Raw genomic sequence first — 20,338 nt, forward strand, 5'->3', positions numbered from 1 at the left:
GGGTACGGAGACGGTGACCGCCTACTTCACAGCCAGTTCTCCCTTCTCCGAGGCGGTCGCCGCTCTTGCCTCGCATATCCAGGACCACAGCATTGAGGCAACGCAAGGCGCCCCCTTGCCGCCCTGTCCGGGGCACCCACATCCGCTCACGTCAACGGTTGAAGAGGGTCAGGCTGTCTGGGTGTGTCCGAGGGATTCGACACACCACCGGACCCCCATCGCCCCCCGCGGCGGACGACCACTCGCCAGGTAGGTTTCGTCAGGTGATCGAGTTCCAGGACCTGGAGGTCCGCCTTGGCGGGCGTGCTGTTCTTGACGGCGCGAACGGGTCGCTGCCCACGGGCGTGACGGCACTGCTGGGACGGAACGGCGCAGGCAAGACGACGCTGATCCGTTCGTTGAGCGGCCTGGTCAGGCTGCACGCCGGCACGGTGCGGGTCGACGGCGTCGACCCGTTCGTTTCGCATAGCGCGCTCACGGCCTATCGCCGTTCGCTGGGTTTCATGCCGCAGGACCCTCCGTTCGTGGGCAGCGCGCGCGTTCTTGACGTGGTGCGCTATGCGGCCTGGCTCCGCGGGCTGACGAAAAGCACCGAGCACGCCAGCGCCATGACCGCGCTGAGCGACGTCGACCTCGGAGACCACCTGAGGGCCCGTGTGCGGACGCTCTCCGGAGGACAGCGCCGACGAGTCGCGCTCGCCTGCGCCCTTGTCGGAGAGCCTCGGTTCCTCCTGCTGGACGAGCCGACCGCCGGCCTGGACCCCGACCAGCGCGACCACTTCCTGGACCGCGTCCGCGGCCTGGCGCCCGACCGGACCGTCCTCGTCTCGACCCATCTCATGGAGGACGTCCTGGCGGTCGCGGACCATATCGCCGTACTGGACGGAGGGCGCATCGTCCGATCGGTGCCGGTGGCCGAGGTTCTCGCCGGGACGGGCGAGGGACCGGCGACGGCGATGCGCGAGCTGCGGCGGTCCCTGCTCGGAGACGTGTCGGCATGAGAGTGCGCGGAACGGTCCAGTCCCCTTACGGCAAGGTATGGCCGTTCGCACTCGGGACAGGGATGGTCGCCTTCGTCGTCACTGTCGTGAAGATGGCGGTCGACGCCCCGCAATGGGTCGGATGGATGCCCGCGACTGTCGGGTACTGGTCCGACGTCGCCATGGTGTTCAGCATGGTGGGCGCAGGCCTCGGTGCCTGGCTGACCGTGGTCCAGCGGCAGGACCGGCATCGCGAGTGGGCTGCAGCGGGCAGCCGTACGCAATGGGAGAGGGTGCGTCACGTCGTCCTTGCCTGCGCCTCGTCGGTTGCCACGTCCATGACGGCATCGCTCCTCGTGGGCGTCGTCCTGACCATGTCCGCGGGGGGCGACCCGTGGGTGGGCCTGGGCACCAGCGTGCTGTGGTGGTATGGCACGGTCATCGCAGGTGTCGCGTTTGCTCTTCTGGGTGCGCTGGTCGGTTGGTGGACCAGGCACCTGGTCGCCGTGGTCGTCGCGCCGGCGCTGACCTACTGCCTGGTCGTCGCGCCGATGATGACGCTGGACCCACCACTGTGGTCGGGGCTGGCTGCGGCACAAGGCCTGTCCTGGATCGAGGTCGCCCCGTCGACGACGAGCGTCGTGTTGCGGGCGATCTTCTGGAGCTCGATGGTCGTACTACTCGCCTGCGCTCTCGGGGGTGTCAGGAGGCTCCAGGCGGGCTTCGCTGTGGCGCTGAGCCTCACGACGTCGTTCGGGATGCTCGAAGGTCCGGTGCTCCGGCCCATCGAGGGCGCCACGGACGTGGTCTGCGTGGGCGAAGGACCGACGACGTGCACGACGAGACCGTGGGCCGCCGGGCTGAACCGGTTTGCCGACGTGCTGGGGCAAGGACTGGCGCTGGTTCCTCCGGCACTGGCACCGCCACTGATCAGCACGTCCCTCGCCGCCGGTCGTGCGCCCGAGGACTCTGGCCTCGTCGTCGAGCCGGTCGGCGGGACCACCGCGCCGACAAACCGCTTGGACCGTGACGCGACGCTCGTGAACTTCGGCGAGGGCCTGTTCGCCGCCGAGTGCTCCGCCGGTAGTGACCCACTCGCGATGGCATCTCTTCTCACCTGGTGGCGGCTGGAGCTGGGCATCCCCGTCGACCGCCCGGTGCTCCCCGGAGACGCCGTCCTGGCGACGATCCTCGAACCCGGCGACTACCGCGTCGTGGTCGAGAGTGCTGGCCGGATGCTGGCGCTCGACCCGGAGCGCCGGCTCGAGTGGCTGGAATCCCACGCGGAGAAGGTTCGGACATGTTCGCTGACGATGTCGGACCTTCCATGAACCGTGCTCGAGCGGTGGTGACGGTATGGGCGCTCGGCCACGGGGTCTCGGTCAGGCAGGTCGCGAGCATGGTCGTCCTCTGGTTCGCCACGGCCTTGTCGTGCCATGTGGCGCTGCCTCGTATCGCACCGGGTATCGAGCAGCCGTCCGTCGACCTGCAGCTCTTCGGCATCGTCGCGCTGGCGGCCACCGGTGGTGCGACGAGCCTCCTGTTCCACGACGGCATCGCGTGGTTGTCCAGCACAGCACCTGGACGCCTGTGGATCGCACGGGCGGCGTGGGGATGTGCGGTCCTCGCAGGTACTGTCGTGCTCGCCCTGGCCAGTGTCCCGTTCCTGCCCGCCGGGTTGCCGGTCGACTCCGCGTATCTCGCAGTCGGGGCCATCTGGTGGTCGGTGTCGCTGACGGCCGTCGCGGCCGTCGGTCGGCTGGCAGGCCTCCTTGGGCCGCTCGTCCTCGCCGTGGTGGCGACGACCAAGGTGGTGCCGTGGCAGTGGAACATCGTGGTCCATCCGGACCACGGAGCAACACGTGTCGCGGTCGCCGTGAGCGCTGTCCTCGCCGCGACCGCGCTCTACGCCCTCGTCGGTTCTGCGAGTGATCGTCGTTCGCGCTGAGGAGCCCTTCTTGACCTGCTGCTGGATCAGGCCCTGCTCCACCGACTCTGCTCGTGCTCGACGCCGAGCCCTACACTCGGCCTGCATGAGACGTCGCGCGCTCGTCCCGCTCGTCCTCGCCGCGGTGCTCGCTCTCGCCGGCTGCACCGGCGAGCCGCGTGCTGAGCCGAGCGTCCCGACCGCCCCGCCCCCCGCCGACCCCGGCTGGTCGGAGATCGGCCTCCCACCCCCGCCGGGTCCGGCGGGCCGCGTCGCCCTCCGCGACGCCACCGTCTGCGACGGGCGCTGGTACGTGGTGGGCGGCGTCTTCCCCGACGACGCCCCGGGCGGCGCCGCCGAGCCCTACCCCGCGGCCTGGACCAGCGCCGACGGTCGCACGTTCGAGCCGGTCGAGATCCACGCCACCGGCTTCTGGGCGCTGCTCGCGACGCTCACGTCGGTCGCCTGCGGCGGCCCGGGAACAGCGGCCCAGCCCGAAACAGTCGTCGCCGTCGGCTCCCGATCGGGCGGCGCGCACGGGAACCCCCGCGTCTCCACGTTCCACGGCCCGCCCACAGGTCCCTGGGTCGACGTCCCCGCGCCCATCACCCTGTACGGCGGCAGCGAGGGCATGGTGGTCTACGGCGTCGCGCCCGGCCCGGAGGGCTGGCTGATCCCCGGTGGCCGCACGTCGGGCGGCGCGGCCTGGACGTCGCCCGACGGCACGGAGTTCACCCTGGTCGACGACGACCCCGAGCTCACCTCGTCCGGCGACCTCGACACCCTCGCGGTCCACGCCGTGCACGACGGGGAGGGCTGGACCGTCGTCGGCTCCGCAGGCCGGGAGGGCCGGGTGCCGCGCGTCCCGCTCGCCTGGGTCTCCGTCGACGGGCGCACCTGGCAGCGCCAGAGCGTGCCCGAGCCGGAGGGTTTCGGGTCGCTGGACCGCGTGGTCCGGTACGGCGACGGCGTCCTGGCCGCCGGCGTACGGGACGAGGGCTTCGGCGTCTGGTCGCGAGCGCAGGACGGCGAGTGGGCCGACGTCGGCGCCTTCGGCGCGCTGAGCGACCGCTACGGCGGCAGCCCGTACGTCGCGGACCTCGACGTGGTGGCCGACGGCGTCCTGGCGGTCGCCAGCGACCGCGAGACGAACGGCGTGTGGTGGGCCGACGCCGGGCCCGGCGGCGCGACGCCGAAGAACGCGTGGCCCCGCGACGCCTGGCGGGAGGTGCGCCTCCCCGTGCCGGTCGAGGCGGGGGCGGACCACACGGTGTCCGCCGCGTCGGACGGCGACGAGGTGCTGCTCCTGACCGACGACGAGACCGCCGGCCGGCTGTGGGCGGCGACCCGCTGGCCGCCGTCGGACAGGTCGTAGTCCCCACCAGGTAGCTGTTCCCCGTCCGAGCGCTCTGACGGGGAACAGCTACCGGGTGGCGGCGAACGGGGAACGGCTACCTGGTGGCCGCCCCGGGCGAACCGCGCCTCAGTGCCCCGCGCCCAGGTTCCCGGCGAGCCGTCCGTGGCGCTCCGCGCTGTCCGGGTTCATCCCGACGATCGTGACCGTCTTCCCCTTGAGCGCGTACTTGTGCTGGATCGCGTCGAGCGTGGCCACCGTCGAGGCGTCCCAGACGTGGGCGTTCGTCATGTCGATGACCACGTCGTCCGGGTCGCCGGCGTAGTCGAACTGGTAGACGAGGTCGTTGGACGAGGCGAAGAACAGCTCGCCCTCCACGGCGTACACCCGCTGGCCGTCCTCGTCGCTCGTGTCCAGGCGCGTGACGCTCGTGAAGTGGGCGACGCGCCGGGCGAACAGGACCATCGCGACGAGCACCCCGGCGATCACGCCGTAGGCCAGGTTGTGCGTGGCCACGGTCACCACGACCGTCGTGAGCATGACGACCGTCTCGGACTTGGGCATGCGCCGCAGCGTCGCGGGGCGCACCGAGTGCCAGTCGAACGTGCCGACCGAGACCATGATCATCACCGCGACGAGCGCCGCCATGGGCATGATCGCGACCACGTCGCCGAGCCCCACCACCAGAACCAGCAGGAAGACGCCCGCCAGGAACGTGGAGATCCGGGTCCGTGCCCCGGACGCCTTCACGTTGATCATGGTCTGGCCGATCATGGCGCAGCCGCCCATGCCGCCGAAGAAACCGGTGATGATGTTCGCCGCGCCCTGGCCCCAGGCCTCGCGGGTCTTGTTGGAGTGGGTGTCGGTGACGTCGTCGACGAGCTTGGCGGTCAGCAGGGACTCGAGGATCCCGACCAGCGCCATGGCGAGGGCGTACGGGGCGATGATCTGCAACGTCTCGAGGGTGAGCGGGACGTCGGGGAACAGCAGCGCCGGCAGGGACTCGGGGAGTGCGCCCTCGTCACCCACGGTCGGCACGTTGATGGCCGCCAGGACGGCGGCCGCCGTCAGGAGCACGATCGCGACCAGCGGCGCGGGCACCACGGTGGTCCAGCGCGGCATGAGCACCATGATGACGATGCCGACGGCGACCATCGGGTAGACCATCCACGGCACGGCGATCAGATGCGGCACCTGAGACAGGAAGATGAGGATCGCCAGCGCGTTGACGAAGCCGACCATGACCGAGCGGGGGATGAACCGCATCAGCCTGGCGACACCCAGCACGCCGAGCACCACCTGCACCACGCCGCCGAGGATCACCGTGGCGATCAGGTAGTCCACCCCGTGGTCGCGGACCACTGGTGCGATCACCAGCGCGATCGCGCCGGTCGCCGCCGAGATCATGGCGGGCCGCCCGCCCAGGAACGCGATCGACACGGCCATCGTGAAGGACGCGAAGAGCCCGAGCCGCGGGTCCACCCCGGCGATGATCGAGAACGCGATCGCCTCGGGGATCAGCGCCAGGGCCACGACGAGGCCCGCGAGGACCTCGGTCTTCAGCCGTCGCGGCGACTTCAGGGCGGCGAGGACGGAGAAGGACTCGTCGGCCTCCGGCGCACCGCGGACGGGCTGGGGGGTGGGGGCGGGATCGGGCAGGGAGGCACGCAGCTCGTTGGACACGCGGCAGTTCCGTTCAGGGTCGAGGGACGCGGCGCGCCCCGTGAACCAGGCCGGCGGCCCGGTCCGGTCGGACAGGTGGGAGCACGCCACGCTGCGCGCGAAGAAAGGGGTGACCTCAGCTCCTCAGCACAGCAGGAGGCAGGGGAGCGGGCCACCCGAAACCCTACCCTAACGTGAGGGTAGAGTTGGTCGTCGACCATCAGGGGGAGAATCCATCCATGAACGAGCGCGAAGCGACCCTCGTCGGCGGGAGCACCATGCACATCGGTGCCGTGGCCGAACGCACCGGCCTGTCGCTGCGCACCCTGCGGCACTACGACGAGGTGGGGCTGCTGCGCCCCTCCGGCCGCAGCGACGGCGGGTTCCGTCTCTACACGGAGTCCGACGTGACCCGGCTGCTGCTCATCCGCCGCATGAAGCCCCTGGGATTCACGCTGGAGGAGATGAGCGACCTGCTGAGCCTGGTCGACCGGCTCGCAACGGGCGACCCGGACCCCGCGGAGACCCGGAAGCGGCTGAACTCCTACATCTCCCGGGCCGAGGAGCGGCGCGCCGACCTGGCCCGGAAGCTCGACATGGCCGACGAGCTGATCGAGCTCCTGCGCGCCCGCTGACGTGCGTCGGCCGGATAATGGGGCGACCCCGCCCCCCGTCAGGCATAACGTCGAGCAGGTGACCAACGACGCGAACCTCGTCTCCCAGCACTCCAGCGGCAGCACAGCCGACGACCCGGCCGACGGCTGGTTCCCCGAGAGCATCGCCTATGACTACGACGGCGACACCGGCGAGTTCGACCCGGCTGTGGTGGCCCGCACCGTGGGCGTCCTCGCGGACCTCGCCGGCAAGGGCCGGGCCCTCGAGCTTGCGGTCGGCACGGGCCGCCTCGCGGCACCCCTCGCCGAACGCGGCGTGCCCGTCCACGGCATCGAGCTGTCCCGGGCGATGGCCGCGCGGATCGCCGGCAAGCCGGGCGCGGAGCGGGTCACCGTCACGATCGGCGACATGACCACGACCCGGGTGCCCGGCGAGTTCACGCTCGCCTACCTCGTCTTCAACACCATCAACAACGTCGTCACGCAGGAGGGCCAGACCGCCTGCTTCGTCAACGCGGCGGCACACCTCGCGCCGGGTGGCACCTTCGTGGTCGAGGTGGGGGTGCCCGACCTCCGCCTCCTGCCGCCCGGCCAGGACACGGTGCCGTTCACCGTCGCCCCGGACAGCGAGGGCGGCGGCTACGTGGGCTTCGACCGGTACGACGTGGTGACGCAGTACTTCACCTCCAACCACGTGCGCGTCTCCCCGGAGGGCGCCGGCCGGTTCTGGTCCATCCCCTTCCGGTACGTGTGGCCCTCGGAGCTGGACCTCATGGCCAGGCTCGCGGGGATGCGCCTGCGGCACCGCTGGGCGGGCTGGGACCGGTCGCCGTTCACCGCGGAGAGTCGCAAGCACGTGTCGGTCTGGGAAAAGGCCTGACCCACCTGTTGCTACGGTCACCCGCACGGGGTCAAATGGGGTATGCCGGACCGCATGACGCATGGGAACCTGCAGAACGGACGGCCGTCGTCGGGCCACGGGGTGTACTCGGAGGTGGGGCGCCTCCGCAAGGTGCTCGTGTGCCGGCCGGGGCTCGCGCACAGCCGCCTCACGCCCACCACCTCGGACGACCTGCTGTTCGACGACGTCCTGTGGGTGGACAAGGCGATCGAGCACCACGGGGAGTTCGTCGCGGACCTGAGGGCGCGCGGCACCGAGGTGGTGGAGCTCCACGAGCTGCTCACCGAGACCGTCCAGGTGCCGGGCGCGCGGGACTGGCTGCTCGACCGGAAGATCGTCCCCCGGCTCGTGGGCGCGGACCTGGTCGACGCGACGCGGGAGTTCCTCGAGGACCTGCCGCCCGAGACCCTCGTCGAGTACCTGGTAGGCGGTCTCGCCACGGAGGACGTCCCCGAGCTGCCGTCCGGCGGCCGGGCGCTGGCCGAGTACTCGCCGGACTACCGCGAGTACCTCATGCCGCCGCTGCCCAACACGCTCTACGCCCGCGACACCACCTGCTGGCTCCAGGGCGGCGTGACGCTCAACCCCCTCTTCTGGCCCGCCCGGCACGACGAGACCCTGCTGATGAAGGCGGTCTACGAGTTCCACCCGGAGTTCGTCGGCTCCAAGATCTGGTGGGGCGACCCCGAGCAGGACCACGGCCTCGAGACCCTCGAGGGCGGCGACGTCATGCCGGTGGGCAACGGCACCGTGCTCATGGGCATGAGCGAGCGCTCGTCACGGCAGGCGATCACGCAGGTCGCGTCCGCCCTGTTCGCCCAGGGGGCGGCGGAGCGCGTCGTGGTGGCCGGGATGCCCAAGCTGCGGTCGGCCATGCACCTCGACACGGTGCTGACCTTCGTCGACGTCGACATCGCGCTGGTCTACCCGCGGATCGTCGAGTCGATCCACGCGATCACCCTCCGTCCGGGCGACGGGCCGGGCGGCCTCGACGTGACCGACGAGGGTCGCACGCCGTTCGTCGACGTCGTGGCCCGCTCCCTCGGGCTCGACTCCCTGCGCCTGGTCGAGACGGGCGGCGACGTGTTCGAGTCCGAGCGCCAGCAGTGGGACAGCGGCAACAACGCGCTCGCGGTCTCGCCAGGCGTCGTCTTCACCTACGACCGCAACACCACCACCAACGGGCGGCTCCGCAAGGCGGGGATCGAGGTCCTGGAGATCAACGGCTCCGAGCTCGGCCGCGGCCGCGGCGGCGGGCACTGCATGACCTGCCCCATCGCGCGGGACCCGGTCTGAGGGCCGCCGTCGTCGGGCCGAGAGCTACGTGCCCGAGGCGCGGCGGGCGCGGAGGCGGAACACCACGAGGGCCGCGCCCCCGAGGATCAGCGCGCCGGCGCCGAGCAGGAGCGGCAGGGCGGTCGCGCCCGTGCTGGCGAGCGGGCCGCCGGAGCCCTCGGCCACGGCCGGCGAGGCCGACGGGCTCGGGACCGCGGCGGACACGGGCGAGCCGCTCGCCGAGGGCGAGGCGCCGGACGCCGAGGGCGCGGCGGGCGTCGAGGCGAGGGGTGCGGGGTTCTCGGACGGTGAGCCGCCCGCAGGCGTCTCCGGCTTCGGCGGAGCCGCGTTCGGGTCCGGCTTCGGCGACTCGCCGGCCGGGGGCGCGTCCGCGGGCACGTCCTCGGTGCAGACCGGCTCCTGGCCGCCCTCGCCGAAGTGCTCGTTGTAGGGGCCCACCTGCACCCAGGTGATGCAGTACGCGTCGGTACCGGTCAGGTCCTGCCACGGGAGGTACGACGTGCCCACGTACTTCGCCGACGGCTGGTTGTTCAGGGCCTCGATGTGCAGGTTCTTCTGGTGGGACTCACCGTCGACGGTGAACCTCACGTTGACGTGGTCGCCGCTCGCGAACGTGTCGCCGTCGGGGAGCGTGAGGCCTTGGGCCGTCACGGTATAGGGCGTCGGGTCGTCCGAGCCGCCGGGCGCCGCCACGGCGGCGGAGGCCGGGGCGAGGAGCAGGAGGGTCGCGAGCGCCACGGGCGCGGTACGCATGGGTGTCCTTTCGGGCAGGGGAGGTTCACCTGGTCCTGCATGCTAGGACATGGACATACGCCCGATTGACCGCGTATCGCTCGGTGGTCCTGGTGCGGGACCTGGCCCGTGGCGAGGTCAGGCGCGGCGCCTGCGGAGCGCCGCACGCACCGCGACGACGACGGCCGCGCCGCCCACGACCCAGGGTGCCGCGACGACCACGGGGTCGAGCACCAGGTGGCCCACGTCGGCTCGTCCCCGGCCCACCCGTGACGACCAGCCGTGGTGGGAGAGCTCGCTCCGGATCCCCGTCTCCGCGACGGGGTTGTCGGGACGCCCGGCGACGAGGGCGCTCAGGGTGCTCTCGACGACGTCGACCCGGTCGGCCAGGATCAGCAGCAGCCAGTGTGCGGCGCGGCCCTCGCTGAACCGGGCGTAGGAGTACCGGCGGATCGCCCCCGAGACGCCCTTGAGCGGCACGGCGGTGCCGAAGACCGGGGTCAGCCGGGCGTGCTCGACGGAGCGCTCGCGCGGCCGCAGCTCGGGCTGCTGGTCCGGGACGTCCCAGTGGGCGCCCGTCGCGTCGGGGTCGAACCGCTCGCGCGGCACGGCCGGGCGGTCCGCCCGGTCCAGGTCGACTCCCCAGCCGGGGATGCGCGCGCGGAGCTGCTCGGGCGTCTCCGGCAGCGGCGGCTTGTTTCTGGTGTAGGCCATGGGGGGCTCCTCCGGGTCGTGAGGGCGAACAGGGTCAGAGGACGACCAGCGGCTTGATGCAGCCGTCGAGCTTGGCCGAGAAGATGTGGTACCCCTCGGCGATGTGCTCGAGCGGGACCCGGTGGGTCACGATCTCGCTCGGCCTCAGGTGGCCGTTGCGGAGGTGCTCGAACAGGCGTGGCCACTGCCGCTTCACGTGGCACTGGTTCATCCGGAGCGTCAGCCCCTTGTTCATCGCGTCGCCGAACTTCACGGCGCTGAACATGGGTCCGTAGGCGCCCATGACGGACACGGTGCCGCCCTTGCGGGCCGCGTCGATGGCCCAGTTCAGCGCGACGGGGGAGCCGCCCTGGAGCTTCAGCTTGGCGGCGATGACGTGCTGGAGGAGGTTGCCGTCCGCCTCGGCGCCCACGGCGTCGATCACGACGTCGGCCCCCAGGTGGTCGGTGATCTTCTTGACGTGGACCACGATGTCGTCGTGCTCGGTGAAGTTGTACGTCTCCGCGAAGGCGAACTCCCGGGCCTTGGCGAGGCGGTACTCGAGATGGTCGATCACGATGACGCGGCCCGCGCCCATCAGCCAGGCGGACCGTGCCGCGACGAGCCCCACGGGGCCGGCGCCGAGCACGAGGACCACGTCGCCCTCGTGGATGCTGCCGAGCTGCGCGCCGAAGTAGCCCGTGGCCACGGCGTCGGTCAGGAGGACGGCGTCCTCGTCGGCCATCCAGCCGGGGATCTTGCTGGGGCCCACGTCGGCGAACGGCACGCGCACGAGCTGCGCCTGCCCGCCGTCGTACCCGCCGGTGGTGTGGGAGTAGCCGTAGATGCCGCCCACGGCCGTGGCGTTCGGGTTCACGTTGTGGCAGTTCGCGTAGAGCCCCCGCGCGCAGAAGAAGCACGAGCCGCAGTAGATGTTGAACGGGACCATCACCCGGTCGCCCACCTGGAGGTTCTGCACGGACGGCCCCACCTCCTCGACCACGCCGATGAACTCGTGGCCGAACGTGGAGCCCACCCGGGTGTCCGGCATCAGGCCGTGGAACAGGTGCAGGTCCGATCCGCAGATCGCCGCGAGCTCGACCCGCACGATCGCGTCGTTCGGGTGCTCGATCCGAGGGGCGTCCTTCTCCTCGACGCGGACCCGGTACGGCCCGCGGTAGACCATGGCGTGCACGGCGGCTCCCTCGACGGTTGGCGGAGGTTCGACCGCCCCAGGCTGACACCGCGGCCGGGCGCTCGCAGGGGCTCGTCGTGGAGAGCGCGCCAGGTCACTGTTCGACCACATGCGGCCAGGTCTGTGGCGGACGTCACATCGATGCGAGTAATGTCACGGTCTACCGGATCGACGACGATCGGAGACCGCCATGACACGCGTAGGACGCCGCAAGACCCCTGTGGCCGCCGTGACACTCCTCTTCCTCGGCCTCAGCCTGGCCGCCTGCGTGCCGGGCGGCGGCGGGGGCGGGGACGGGGGTGGTGGAGAGGGCGACGGAGGCTCCGCCTTCCCGGAGGACGACATCGAGATCATCGTGCCCTTCGCCGCGGGCGGCCCGACCGACACGGTCACCCGCATGATCGCCGACCCGATGAGCGAGAGCCTCGGGGTCCAGATCGTGGTCCAGAACATCGAGGGCGCGGGCGGCACGGTCGCCGCGGGGCAGGCGGCCACCGCCGCCCCCGACGGGTACACGGTCCTCATGCACCACATCGGCATGTCGACGGCGCCGACCCTGTACCCGGACCTGCCCTACGACCCGCTCGCCGACTTCCAGACGGTCGGCCTCGTCACCGAGGTGCCGATGACGATCATCGCGCGCAAGGACTTCGAGCCCACCACCGTGGACGAGCTCATCGCCTACGTGCAGGAGAACCAGGACACCGTGACGCTGGCGCACGCGGGCGTGGGGTCGGCGTCGAACCTCTGCGGGCTGCTGCTCCAGGACGCCATGGGCGTCAAGGTCCAGGAGGTGCCCTACGACGGCACCGGCCCGGCCATGGCCGACCTGGTCGGCGGCCAGGTCGACTTCATGTGCGACCAGACCACCAACACCACGGGCCAGATCTCCGCCGGCGAGGTGAAGGCCTACGCCGTCACCACGCCGGAACGCGTGGAGAGCCTGCCTGACCTGCCCACCACGGCGGAGGAAGGGCTGCCCGACCTCGAGGTCACCGTCTGGCACGGCCTGTACGTCCCGACCGGCACGCCCGACGACGTCGTCGCGACCCTCACGGAGGCGCTCCAGGCGGCCCTGCAGGACGAGGGCGTCATCGACCAGATGGCCGACCTCGGCACCGCCCCCGTCGAGACCGACCGGGCCACGCCCGAGGAGCACACCAGCCTGCTCGAGGAGCAGATCGGCGCCTGGGAAGAGGTCATCACCGCGAGCCAGGGAGGCTGAGATCTCCCGGCTCAGGCCCCGCTCCACAGCCGACCTGGTAGCGGGGGTGGTGTTCGTCGCGCTCGGCGCGGCCTTCGCGATCGGGTCCCTGGCGTACGACGTCGGCTCGCTCCTCGCCATGGGACCGGGGTACGTGCCGCTCGCACTCGGCGGACTGCTCGTCGCCCTCGGCGCCGCGACGGTCGTCAAGGCGTACGTCGCCCCGGGCGTGCCCGCCGACGTCGTCGTGTCCGACGCCGTCGTACCGGACGCCGTCGTACCCGACGCGACCGGCGGCGACGTGCCCGTCCAGGAGGACTCCGGCGACGACCGGCCGCTCGCCGGGCTGCGCTGGCGTCCCCTGCTGCTCGTGACCGCGGCCGTCGCGTTCTTCGCGTACACGGTGGACGGCCTCGGGCTGCTGCCCGCGGCGTTCGGCGCCGGCCTCCTGGCCGCGTTCGCGGACAGCGGCACCCGCTGGCACCGGGCGCTGCTGATCGCGGTATGCCTCACCGTCGCGAGCTACGTCATCTTCGTCCTGCTGCTGCAGCTCCGGCTGTCGCTGCTCGGCGGCTGGCTCGGGGGGTAGCGCATGGACCTCCTCGACAACCTCGCCCTCGGCTTCAGCACCGCGCTGCAGTGGCAGAACGTGCTGTTCTGCCTCGCCGGGGTGGCCCTCGGGACGGCGGTGGGCGTGCTGCCCGGCATCGGCCCCACCGCGGCCATCGCCATGCTGCTGCCGATCACGTTCGGGTTCGACGACCCGACGTCGGCCCTGATCATGCTGGCCGGCATCTACTACGGCGCCCAGTACGGCGGCTCCACCACAGCGATCCTGCTCAACCTGCCGGGGGAGTCGTCCGCGGCGGTGACGGCGATCGACGGACACCAGATGGCGCGTTCGGGGCAGGCGGGGACGGCGCTCGCGGTCGCCGCCATCGGCTCGTTCGTGGCCGGGACCGTCGCGACGGTGGTGCTCGCCGTGGCCGCCCCGCCGCTCGCCCGGGCCGCGCTCAGCTTCGGGGCCGCCGAGTACTTCGCGCTCGTGGTGCTGGGGCTCATCGCGTCCATCGCGCTCGCCAGCGGCTCCACGCTCAAGGCGCTCGCCATGATCGTGCTCGGCATCCTGCTCGGCCTCGTGGGCCAGGACCTGTACACGGGCGTGCCGCGATTCACGTTCGGGCTGCGTGAGCTGTACGGCGGTCTGAACTTCGTGTCCGTCGCCGTCGGGGTGTTCGGCGTGGCCGAGATCCTGCGCAACCTGCACGACCCCCGCACCCGGCGGCGCATCGTCTCCCGCGTCACGAACATCTGGCCCTCGCGTGCGGACCTGCGCCGGATCACCTGGCCCGTGCTGCGGGCCACCGGGCTGGGATCGGCGCTCGGCGTGCTGCCCGGCGGCGGGCACGTGCTCGCCTCCTACGCGTCGTACGCCGTGGAGAAGCGGATCTCGAAGCACCCCGAGCGGTTCGGCCACGGGGCGATCGAGGGGGTCGCCGGGCCGGAGTCGGCGAACAACGCGGCGGCGCAGACGTCGTTCATCCCGCTGCTCACGCTCGGCCTGCCCGCCCACCCCGTCATGGCGCTCATGGTGGGCGCGTTCATCATCCAGGGCATCACCCCCGGCCCCGACGTCATGACCGACCAGCCCGAGCTCGTGTGGGGGCTCATCGCCTCGATGTGGGTCGGCAACGTGCTGCTCGTGCTGCTCAATCTGCCGCTCATCGGCCTGTGGGTGCGGATGCTGCGCGTCCCGTACTCCGTGCTGTTCCCCACCATCGTGGTCTTCGCCTGCATCGGCACGTACTCGCTGGGCCAGAACCCGTACCACGTGCTGGCCGTGGCGTTCTTCGGGATCCTCGGGTTCGTGCTGGTCCGCTGCGGGTGCGAGCCCGCGCCGCTCCTGCTCGGCTTCGTCCTGGGGCCGCTGCTCGAGGACAACCTGCGGCGCGCGCTCCTCATCTCGCACGGCGACCCGTCGGTGTTCGTCACGCGGCCGATCTCCGCGGTGCTGCTGGCGCTCGCCGTCGTGGCGCTGGTGGTGGCGGTGCTGCCGTCGATCCGGCGCAAGCGCGAGGTGGTGTTCGCGGAGGACGAGTGAGCGGGCAGAGTCAGAGGGCGACGAGGCCGCGCACCAGGGCCGTCGCCGCGCCCGCCACGGCGACCGTGACGGCGAGGGCGGCGGCGACCCGGGACGGGACCACGCGGGCGAGGACCGCGCCGAGCGCCACGCCGCCGAACACGGCTGCGGCGATCACCGGCCAGGTCCACCAGGCGGGCACCGCGTCCGGCGGCACGGAGCCGAGCAGGAGCTTCGTCGCCAGCGACGCCACGTTGGCCACGAGGAGGAGCGGCTGGAGCGTCGCCGCGAACGACCGGTGCTCCCACCGTGTCGCCAGGGCGTACGCGGTCCAGGCGGGTGCGGCCACGCCGCACGTCGTGTTCATGAACCCCGCGGCCAGGCCCGTCCCCAGGGCCGCGGCGCGGCCTCCCACCTGTGCCCGACGGCGTAGCACCACCGTCGCGGCGAGAGCCACCAGCACCGAGCCACCGACCAGGATGTCGAGCCAGGTGGTGCTCGCCGCGCGGACCGTCAGCGCGCCGAGGACGGATCCCACCAGGACCAGGGGCGTGAGAGCGGCGACCCTCCGCCAGTCGATGCCGTGGCGGAGCGCGCCCAGGACCAGGAGCGAGGTGACGATCGCCGCACCGTTGCTCATCAGCACCCCGGCAGCCGGACCGAGGAGCACCGTCAGGACCGGCGCCGCCACCATGCCGAGGCCCATCCCCGCCACTCGCTGCAGCGACGCCCCGAGCACGACGGCGGCGCAGGCCGCGACCAGCGCCGTGGTGTCCACACGTCCACGCTACCGGCGCGTGTCAGAGGATGGGTCTTGCCTTCAGGACCTGCGTGACGCGCTGCTGCCCCGATACCCACTGCTCAGGAACGGTGTCGATCGCGCGGAGGACGTCGAGGATGTCACGGAGCGTCGCTCTGACATTGGTGCGAAAGAGAGGTTCGAGATGGGCTACGCGATTTCGCAGCAGGTGGATGTCGTGAACCTTCGCGGTGAGCCGCCGAGGTGTGATCACCAGGTTGGGAAATGCTGATGAGAGGGCGTCGTCCCAGAGCCGTTGCCGACCCGAGTCGTGGTCCGGCAGGAGGTTGCCTCCGGCCTCGGCGAGGTAAGGGGCAAAACGGGACAGGCTGATCCAGCGGGTGATCGGTGGGTCTGTTGCGGTGATCGTCACTTGTGAGGCTCTCCAAAGCGGGCTAGTGTTCTTCTCGAAAGCGGAGGCAGGTCTCTCCGTTCGAGCGTTTCCTCTGGGTCCGTCGGTTCTCACCGGCGGGCCCTTTGGCTTTCCCCGGTTGGCGACCCGCCCAGCCTAAGGATCTCTAGCGAAGTCTGCTCGGGGGAGCGCTCGCGGCCTTGTTACTGTCGTCGGTATGACACAGCAGGACAGACACAGGCAGCGGCCGTGGGTCCGGATCGCCGTAGGGATCGTGGTCGTCGTCGGGCTCGTGGGCCCGTTCGCCCTGCCCTTCCTGGCGACGCTGGGGGGCTGACCGCCGGAACCCCGTCGTTCTCGCACTTGAGGTTTCGCGGCGTGTCGCGGGCCTCAGGGATGGGGCGGGCGTGAAGGTGGTGTGAACGTGAATACCCGCGAGCCCTCGCGTGTTGGCACGCGAGGGCGCACGGGGGAATGATCGACCGGACGTCCCGCCGGAACGCACGCGAGCCCGCGATGAGCGCGCGAACCGATTCGGCTCGCCCAACGTCCCATCCGACCCAGAACGAACGCCGAGGACATGACCGACCTGCTCTACGTGAACGGTGGCAACCCGCTTCAGGGGACGATCACCGTACGAGGTGCCAAGAACTTCGTCTCGAAGGCGATGGTGGCCTCGCTGCTCGGCGAGACGCCCAGCGTCCTGCGCAACGTGCCCCAGATCCGCGACGTCGCGGTGGTCTCGGGCCTTCTCGAGCTGCATGGCGTGAACGTGAAGTACGACAGCGACGCCGGCATCCTCGACCTCGACCCGTCCAACGTGGAGTCCGCGCACGTGGCGGACATCGACGCACATGCCGGTTCGAGCCGTATCCCCATCCTGTTCTGCGGGCCGCTGCTGCACCGGCTGGGCGAGGCGTTCATCCCCGACCTGGGCGGCTGCCGCATCGGCGACCGGCCCATCAACTACCACCTGGACATCCTGCGTCAGTTCGGTGCCGTGGTGGACAAGCGCCCCAACGGCATCCACCTGCGCGCCCCGCGCCGCCTGCAGGGCACCAAGATCGAGCTGCCCTACCCGTCGGTGGGCGCCACGGAGCAGCTGCTCCTCACGGCCGTCCGCGCCGAGGGCATCACGGAGCTCACGAACGCAGCCATCGAGCCCGAGATCATGGACCTCATCGCGGTGCTCCAGAAGATGGGCGCGATCATCTCGGTGGACACCGACCGGGTGATCCGCATCGAGGGCGTCGACCGCCTCGACGGCTACGCCCACACCGCGCTCGGCGACCGCATCGAGACCGCCTCCTGGGCCTCCGCTGCCCTCGCCACCGGCGGCGACATCACCGTCAAGGGCGCCACCCAGCCCGAGATGATGACGTTCCTCAACACGTTCCGGAAGGTGGGTGGCCGGTTCGACGTGCAGGACGACGGGATCCGGTTCTGGCACCCCGGCGGCGACCTGCACTCGATCGTCCTCGAGACGGACGTGCACCCCGGCTTCATGACGGACTGGCAGCAGCCGCTCGTCGTGGCGCTCACGCAGGCCAAGGGCCTGTCGATCGTGCACGAGACGGTCTACGAGAACCGCTTCGGGTTCGCCGACGCGCTCCGCAAGATGGGCGCCACCATCCAGGTCTACAAGGAGTGCCTCGGCGGGCGGGACTGCCGCTTCGGCCAGCGCAACTTCCACCACTCGGCCGTCATCTCCGGCCCCACCCCGCTGGACGCCGCGGACATCGAGGTCCCGGACCTGCGCGGTGGCTTCTCGCACCTGATCGCCGCGCTCGCCGCCAACGGCCGGTCGACGGTGCGTGGCATCGGCCTCATCGACCGTGGCTACGAGAACTTCCAGGAGAAGCTGGTCGCCCTGGGCGCGGACGTCGATCGCGGCTGACGCGGGCCGTGCGGCGGCGTCGTGCACCGGGCGAGGTGCGCGACGCCGCCGACGGTAGGCTGTGGGCTCGTGCCCATCGCGAGACCCGACTCCCGCGCGTACCGAGCCGTCGCCTGGCTCGTACGCCACCTGATGTTCTCCCTGTGCCGGTACGACTGGCGCGGCGGCGAGCACCTCCAGCAGCCGGGCGGCGTCATCGCCGCCGGCAACCACGTGACGGAGCTGGACGCGCTCTCGTTCGCGCACTTCCTCTTCGACCAGGGCGTGGAGCCCCGGATCCTCGCGAAGAAGGCCCTGTTCGACTCCCCGATCGGCTTCGCGCTCCGCGCGACCCGCATGATCCCCGTGGACCGGGGCTCGGTGGGCGCTGCGAGGTCGCTCGAGGCGGCGGGCGAGCAGCTGCAGCGCGGCGACTGCGTGGCGATCCTCCCCGAAGGCACCCTCACCCGCGACCCCGACCTCTGGCCGATGGTGGGCAAGACGGGCCTCGCGCGCATCGCGCTGGCGACCCGGCTCCCCGTGGTCCCGATCGCGCAGTGGGGCGTCACCGAGATCATGCCTCGCTACGGCCACGTGCTGAAGCCGTTCCCCCGGAAGAAGGTGTGGGTGTGGGCCGGCCCGCCGGTGGACCTGTCCGACCTCTACGACCGGCCCACGGACACGGCCGTGCTGCGTGAGGCCACCACGCGGGTCATGGACGCCATCACGGCCCTCCTCGAGGAGATCCGCGGCGAGAAGGCGCCCGAGCACCGGTTCGACCTGCGGCTCCACCCCGAGTACGAAAAGAAGCAGACCGTCTACCCGCCGGTGGAGCGCCCGTGAGCGCCGCGACGGGCGCGGCGCCCGGCAGCGCCGCACCGGTCCGCGCCGCCGTCCTCGGGTCGGGATCGTGGGGCACCACCTTCGCGATGGTGCTGGCCGACGCCGGGTGCGACGTCACGCTCTGGGGTCGCGACGAGGCTGTGGCCCGGTCGGTCGGCGACGACCGCCGCAACGAGAAGTACCTGCCGGGCGTGGAGCTGCCGGTCATGGCCGGCACCACCGACGCCGCGGAGGCCCTGGCCGGCGCGTCGCTCGTGGTCGTGGCGATCCCCTCGCAGGTCTCGCGGGCCACGCTCGAGGGGCTGGCGCACCTCGTCGAGCCGGACGCCGTCGTGGTGTCGCTCATGAAGGGCGTCGAGCTCACCACCGACAAGCGGATGAGCCAGGTCGTGTCCGAGGCCCTCGGGGTCCCGGCGGAACGCGTCGCGGTCGTCTCCGGGCCGAACCTCGCGCCGGAGATCGCCGCCCGCCAGCCCACGGCGACGGTCGTGGCGTCGACGAGCGACGAGACCGCGCGCTTCGTCGCGACAGCGTGCGCCAACGGGTACTTCCGGCCCTACACGAACGACGACGTCGTCGGCGTGGAGCTGTGCGGCGCGGTGAAGAACATCATCGCCCTGGCTGTCGGCATGGCCCAGGGCCGTGGTTTCGGCTGGAACACCACCGCAACGCTCATCACGCGAGGCCTCGTCGAGATCACGCGGCTCGGGCTGGCGCTGGGCGCCGAGGTGGAGACGTTCTCCGGCCTGGCCGGGATGGGCGACCTGGTGGCCACCTGCGCGTCACCGCTGTCGCGCAACCACACGCTCGGCAAGCACCTGGGCCAGGGGCTCTCCCTGGAGGAGGCGCTCAAGGTCACCGGCGGCACGGCGGAGGGCGTCAAGTCGTCACAGTCGGTCCTCGAGCTGGCCGGCAAGCACGGCATCGACATGCCGATCACCGCGGGCGTGGTGGGCGTCCTCAGCGGCGCGCTGCCGCTGAGCGAGCTCGCGGTCGCCCTGCTCTCGCGCCCGCAGAAGTCCGAGGGAGTCTACTGACGCGCGCAGCCCCGGTGCGACCGCGCGAACGGCGCACCGGGGCTGCTGCGCGCGTCAGTGCTGGACGTCGATCACGACGCGCACCGGGTCCTCGAGGAGGAAGGCCCGGAACGGCTTCTCCTCGCCGTCGACCCCGATGAACGCGTTGGTGTACCCCTCGAACCAGAACCGGTACACGACCTCGTCGACGGCCACCAGGTCGTCGCCCGGCAGACGGTCGCCCGAGAACTCCTCGACCCCGCTGTCCGTCGGCATGGCGGTTCCCGAGATCGTCACCTGCAGGACGGAGTCGCCGGCCACCTCGACGGGATTGCCGCTGCCGTCGTCGACCGCCTGGTCGACGTACTCGACGCGCCAGCCCGGCACGCCCTCACCGGTGCCGTCGAGCTCGAACACGACCCGGTCGTAACCCTCGTGGCGGCCCGTGCGGACGTCCGTCACCGTGAGGAGGGCGGACCCCGCCGGCTCGCTCGTGTCCGGCTCGGTGTTCGCCGTGAACGGCGGCGCAGCGGCGTCGTCGGCGTCGTCCGTCCCGTCGTCGGCGGGGCTCGCGCTGGGTGAGCTGGTCGCGCTGCCCGACGGCGACGGGGTCGCCTCCGCGCTCGTCCCCGCAGGGCTCGGCGTAGGGGCGTCGTTGATCCCGCTGGTGCAGCCGGCGACGGCGAGGGCCGCCGTGGCGAGGATCGCGAGCGACGCGGCACGTGCGGAGCGAGTTCTCATGCGCCGATCCTAGGGACGGACCCGGCCTCCCACGCGGTACGCGCGCGCGTCGTTGCCGGAAAGCGGCCCAACC

20 protein-coding genes are annotated in these 20,338 nt (G+C 71.6%); 13 read left to right on the forward strand and 7 right to left on the reverse strand.

The window, feature by feature from the left end:
* The first annotated feature begins 263 nt into the window (after positions 1 to 263).
* The 4 genes from D1350_RS18490 to D1350_RS18505 all read left to right on the forward strand — a co-directional run bounded on the left by D1350_RS18490 (position 264) and on the right by D1350_RS18505 (position 4,282).
* Positions 264 to 1,001: an ABC transporter ATP-binding protein gene (locus tag D1350_RS18490; protein WP_164545226.1), complete on the forward strand. Its 738-nt coding sequence runs from the start codon at positions 264 to 266 to the stop codon at positions 999 to 1,001.
* Positions 1,002 to 1,126: 125 nt separating this feature from the next.
* Positions 1,127 to 2,311, forward strand: coding sequence for a hypothetical protein (locus D1350_RS18495; RefSeq protein ID WP_125777518.1), 1,185 nt, complete (start codon positions 1,127 to 1,129; stop codon positions 2,309 to 2,311).
* Entirely contained in the window at positions 2,308 to 2,928 is a 621-nt protein-coding gene (locus D1350_RS18500) for a hypothetical protein (protein WP_125777519.1), read from the forward strand. The genes D1350_RS18495 and D1350_RS18500 overlap by 4 nt, the downstream gene beginning before the upstream one ends.
* An 85-nt stretch (positions 2,929 to 3,013) precedes the next feature.
* Positions 3,014 to 4,282 (forward strand): hypothetical protein, encoded by a 1,269-nt coding sequence (locus D1350_RS18505; protein WP_125777520.1) that lies wholly within the window; start codon positions 3,014 to 3,016, stop codon positions 4,280 to 4,282.
* A gap of 108 nt (positions 4,283 to 4,390) precedes the next feature.
* On the opposite strand, the gene D1350_RS18510 is transcribed toward D1350_RS18505, so the two are convergent.
* On the reverse strand, positions 4,391 to 5,920 hold the full coding sequence (locus D1350_RS18510) for a SulP family inorganic anion transporter (RefSeq protein WP_420807822.1): 1,530 nt from the start codon (positions 5,918 to 5,920) through the stop codon (positions 4,391 to 4,393).
* A gap of 242 nt (positions 5,921 to 6,162) precedes the next feature.
* On the opposite strand from D1350_RS18510, the gene D1350_RS18515 reads away from it, so the two are divergent.
* Genes D1350_RS18515 through D1350_RS18525 form a run of 3 tightly spaced genes read left to right on the forward strand, consistent with a single transcriptional unit; the run spans position 6,163 to position 8,734 of the window.
* Entirely contained in the window at positions 6,163 to 6,558 is a 396-nt protein-coding gene (locus tag D1350_RS18515) for a MerR family transcriptional regulator (protein WP_125777522.1), read from the forward strand.
* 58 nt (positions 6,559 to 6,616) lie between these two features.
* Positions 6,617 to 7,417, forward strand: coding sequence for a class I SAM-dependent DNA methyltransferase (locus tag D1350_RS18520; RefSeq protein WP_125777523.1), 801 nt, complete (start codon positions 6,617 to 6,619; stop codon positions 7,415 to 7,417).
* A 54-nt stretch (positions 7,418 to 7,471) separates the two neighbouring features.
* Positions 7,472 to 8,734: an arginine deiminase gene (locus D1350_RS18525; RefSeq protein ID WP_125777524.1), complete on the forward strand. Its 1,263-nt coding sequence runs from the start codon at positions 7,472 to 7,474 to the stop codon at positions 8,732 to 8,734.
* Positions 8,735 to 8,758: 24 nt separating this feature from the next.
* Here the strand turns inward: D1350_RS18525 and D1350_RS18530 are convergent, their stop codons facing one another.
* The 3 genes from D1350_RS18530 to D1350_RS18540 all read right to left on the reverse strand — a co-directional run bounded on the left by D1350_RS18530 (position 8,759) and on the right by D1350_RS18540 (position 11,354).
* A complete protein-coding gene (locus D1350_RS18530) occupies positions 8,759 to 9,487 on the reverse strand; it encodes a hypothetical protein (protein WP_125777525.1) in 729 nt (242 codons plus the stop codon).
* Between the two features lie 117 nt (positions 9,488 to 9,604).
* Entirely contained in the window at positions 9,605 to 10,180 is a 576-nt protein-coding gene (locus D1350_RS18535) for a hypothetical protein (protein ID WP_125777526.1), read from the reverse strand.
* Between the two features lie 34 nt (positions 10,181 to 10,214).
* Positions 10,215 to 11,354, reverse strand: coding sequence for a zinc-dependent alcohol dehydrogenase (locus D1350_RS18540; protein ID WP_125777527.1), 1,140 nt, complete (start codon positions 11,352 to 11,354; stop codon positions 10,215 to 10,217).
* Positions 11,355 to 11,544: 190 nt separating this feature from the next.
* On the opposite strand from D1350_RS18540, the gene D1350_RS18545 reads away from it, so the two are divergent.
* The 3 genes from D1350_RS18545 to D1350_RS18555 are packed head-to-tail and all read left to right on the forward strand — an operon-like array spanning position 11,545 to position 14,659.
* Positions 11,545 to 12,579, forward strand: coding sequence for a tripartite tricarboxylate transporter substrate-binding protein (locus tag D1350_RS18545; RefSeq protein WP_125777528.1), 1,035 nt, complete (start codon positions 11,545 to 11,547; stop codon positions 12,577 to 12,579).
* Positions 12,580 to 12,628: 49 nt separating this feature from the next.
* Positions 12,629 to 13,147, forward strand: coding sequence for a tripartite tricarboxylate transporter TctB family protein (locus D1350_RS18550; protein WP_206074600.1), 519 nt, complete (start codon positions 12,629 to 12,631; stop codon positions 13,145 to 13,147).
* Between the two features lie 3 nt (positions 13,148 to 13,150).
* A complete protein-coding gene (locus tag D1350_RS18555; protein WP_125777530.1) occupies positions 13,151 to 14,659 on the forward strand; it encodes a tripartite tricarboxylate transporter permease in 1,509 nt (502 codons plus the stop codon).
* 10 nt (positions 14,660 to 14,669) lie between these two features.
* On the opposite strand, the gene D1350_RS18560 is transcribed toward D1350_RS18555, so the two are convergent.
* Positions 14,670 to 15,416 carry a sulfite exporter TauE/SafE family protein gene (locus D1350_RS18560; RefSeq protein ID WP_125777531.1) on the reverse strand — a complete coding sequence of 249 codons (747 nt, stop codon included), beginning with the start codon at positions 15,414 to 15,416 and terminating at the stop codon, positions 14,670 to 14,672.
* A gap of 22 nt (positions 15,417 to 15,438) precedes the next feature.
* A complete protein-coding gene (locus D1350_RS18565) occupies positions 15,439 to 15,810 on the reverse strand; it encodes a hypothetical protein (RefSeq protein WP_125777532.1) in 372 nt (123 codons plus the stop codon).
* A gap of 559 nt (positions 15,811 to 16,369) precedes the next feature.
* Here D1350_RS18565 and murA point away from each other — a divergent pair.
* From murA to D1350_RS18580, 3 genes are all read left to right on the forward strand, one after another.
* A complete protein-coding gene (gene murA / locus D1350_RS18570) occupies positions 16,370 to 17,686 on the forward strand; it encodes a UDP-N-acetylglucosamine 1-carboxyvinyltransferase (RefSeq protein ID WP_125777533.1) in 1,317 nt (438 codons plus the stop codon).
* 69 nt (positions 17,687 to 17,755) lie between these two features.
* Positions 17,756 to 18,508 (forward strand): lysophospholipid acyltransferase family protein, encoded by a 753-nt coding sequence (locus D1350_RS18575; RefSeq protein WP_125777534.1) that lies wholly within the window; start codon positions 17,756 to 17,758, stop codon positions 18,506 to 18,508.
* Positions 18,505 to 19,545 carry an NAD(P)H-dependent glycerol-3-phosphate dehydrogenase gene (locus tag D1350_RS18580; protein WP_276313772.1) on the forward strand — a complete coding sequence of 347 codons (1,041 nt, stop codon included), beginning with the start codon at positions 18,505 to 18,507 and terminating at the stop codon, positions 19,543 to 19,545. Before D1350_RS18575 ends, D1350_RS18580 begins: the two co-directional genes overlap by 4 nt.
* A gap of 54 nt (positions 19,546 to 19,599) precedes the next feature.
* Here the strand turns inward: D1350_RS18580 and D1350_RS18585 are convergent, their stop codons facing one another.
* A complete protein-coding gene (locus D1350_RS18585) occupies positions 19,600 to 20,265 on the reverse strand; it encodes an AMIN-like domain-containing (lipo)protein (RefSeq protein WP_125777535.1) in 666 nt (221 codons plus the stop codon).
* Positions 20,266 to 20,338: the final 73 nt, after the last annotated feature.

The sequence above is a fragment of the Antribacter gilvus genome, from assembly GCF_003946865.1.
Lineage (GTDB): Bacteria > Actinomycetota > Actinomycetes > Actinomycetales > Cellulomonadaceae > Antribacter > Antribacter gilvus.

Coding starts and splice junctions, on each gene's coding strand:
- D1350_RS18495 (WP_125777518.1), top strand. CDS start 1,127: ATGCCCGCGACTGTCGGGTACTGGTCCGACGTCGCCATGGTGTTCAGC.
- D1350_RS18500 (WP_125777519.1), top strand. CDS start 2,308: ATGAACCGTGCTCGAGCGGTGGTGACGGTATGGGCGCTCGGCCACGGG.
- D1350_RS18505 (WP_125777520.1), top strand. CDS start 3,014: ATGAGACGTCGCGCGCTCGTCCCGCTCGTCCTCGCCGCGGTGCTCGCT.
- D1350_RS18515 (WP_125777522.1), top strand. CDS start 6,163: ATGAACGAGCGCGAAGCGACCCTCGTCGGCGGGAGCACCATGCACATC.
- D1350_RS18525 (WP_125777524.1), top strand. CDS start 7,472: ATGACGCATGGGAACCTGCAGAACGGACGGCCGTCGTCGGGCCACGGG.
- D1350_RS18530 (WP_125777525.1), bottom strand. CDS start 9,487: ATGCGTACCGCGCCCGTGGCGCTCGCGACCCTCCTGCTCCTCGCCCCG.
- D1350_RS18535 (WP_125777526.1), bottom strand. CDS start 10,180: ATGGCCTACACCAGAAACAAGCCGCCGCTGCCGGAGACGCCCGAGCAG.
- D1350_RS18545 (WP_125777528.1), top strand. CDS start 11,545: ATGACACGCGTAGGACGCCGCAAGACCCCTGTGGCCGCCGTGACACTC.
- D1350_RS18555 (WP_125777530.1), top strand. CDS start 13,151: ATGGACCTCCTCGACAACCTCGCCCTCGGCTTCAGCACCGCGCTGCAG.
- murA (WP_125777533.1), top strand. CDS start 16,370: ATGACCGACCTGCTCTACGTGAACGGTGGCAACCCGCTTCAGGGGACG.
- D1350_RS18585 (WP_125777535.1), bottom strand. CDS start 20,265: ATGAGAACTCGCTCCGCACGTGCCGCGTCGCTCGCGATCCTCGCCACG.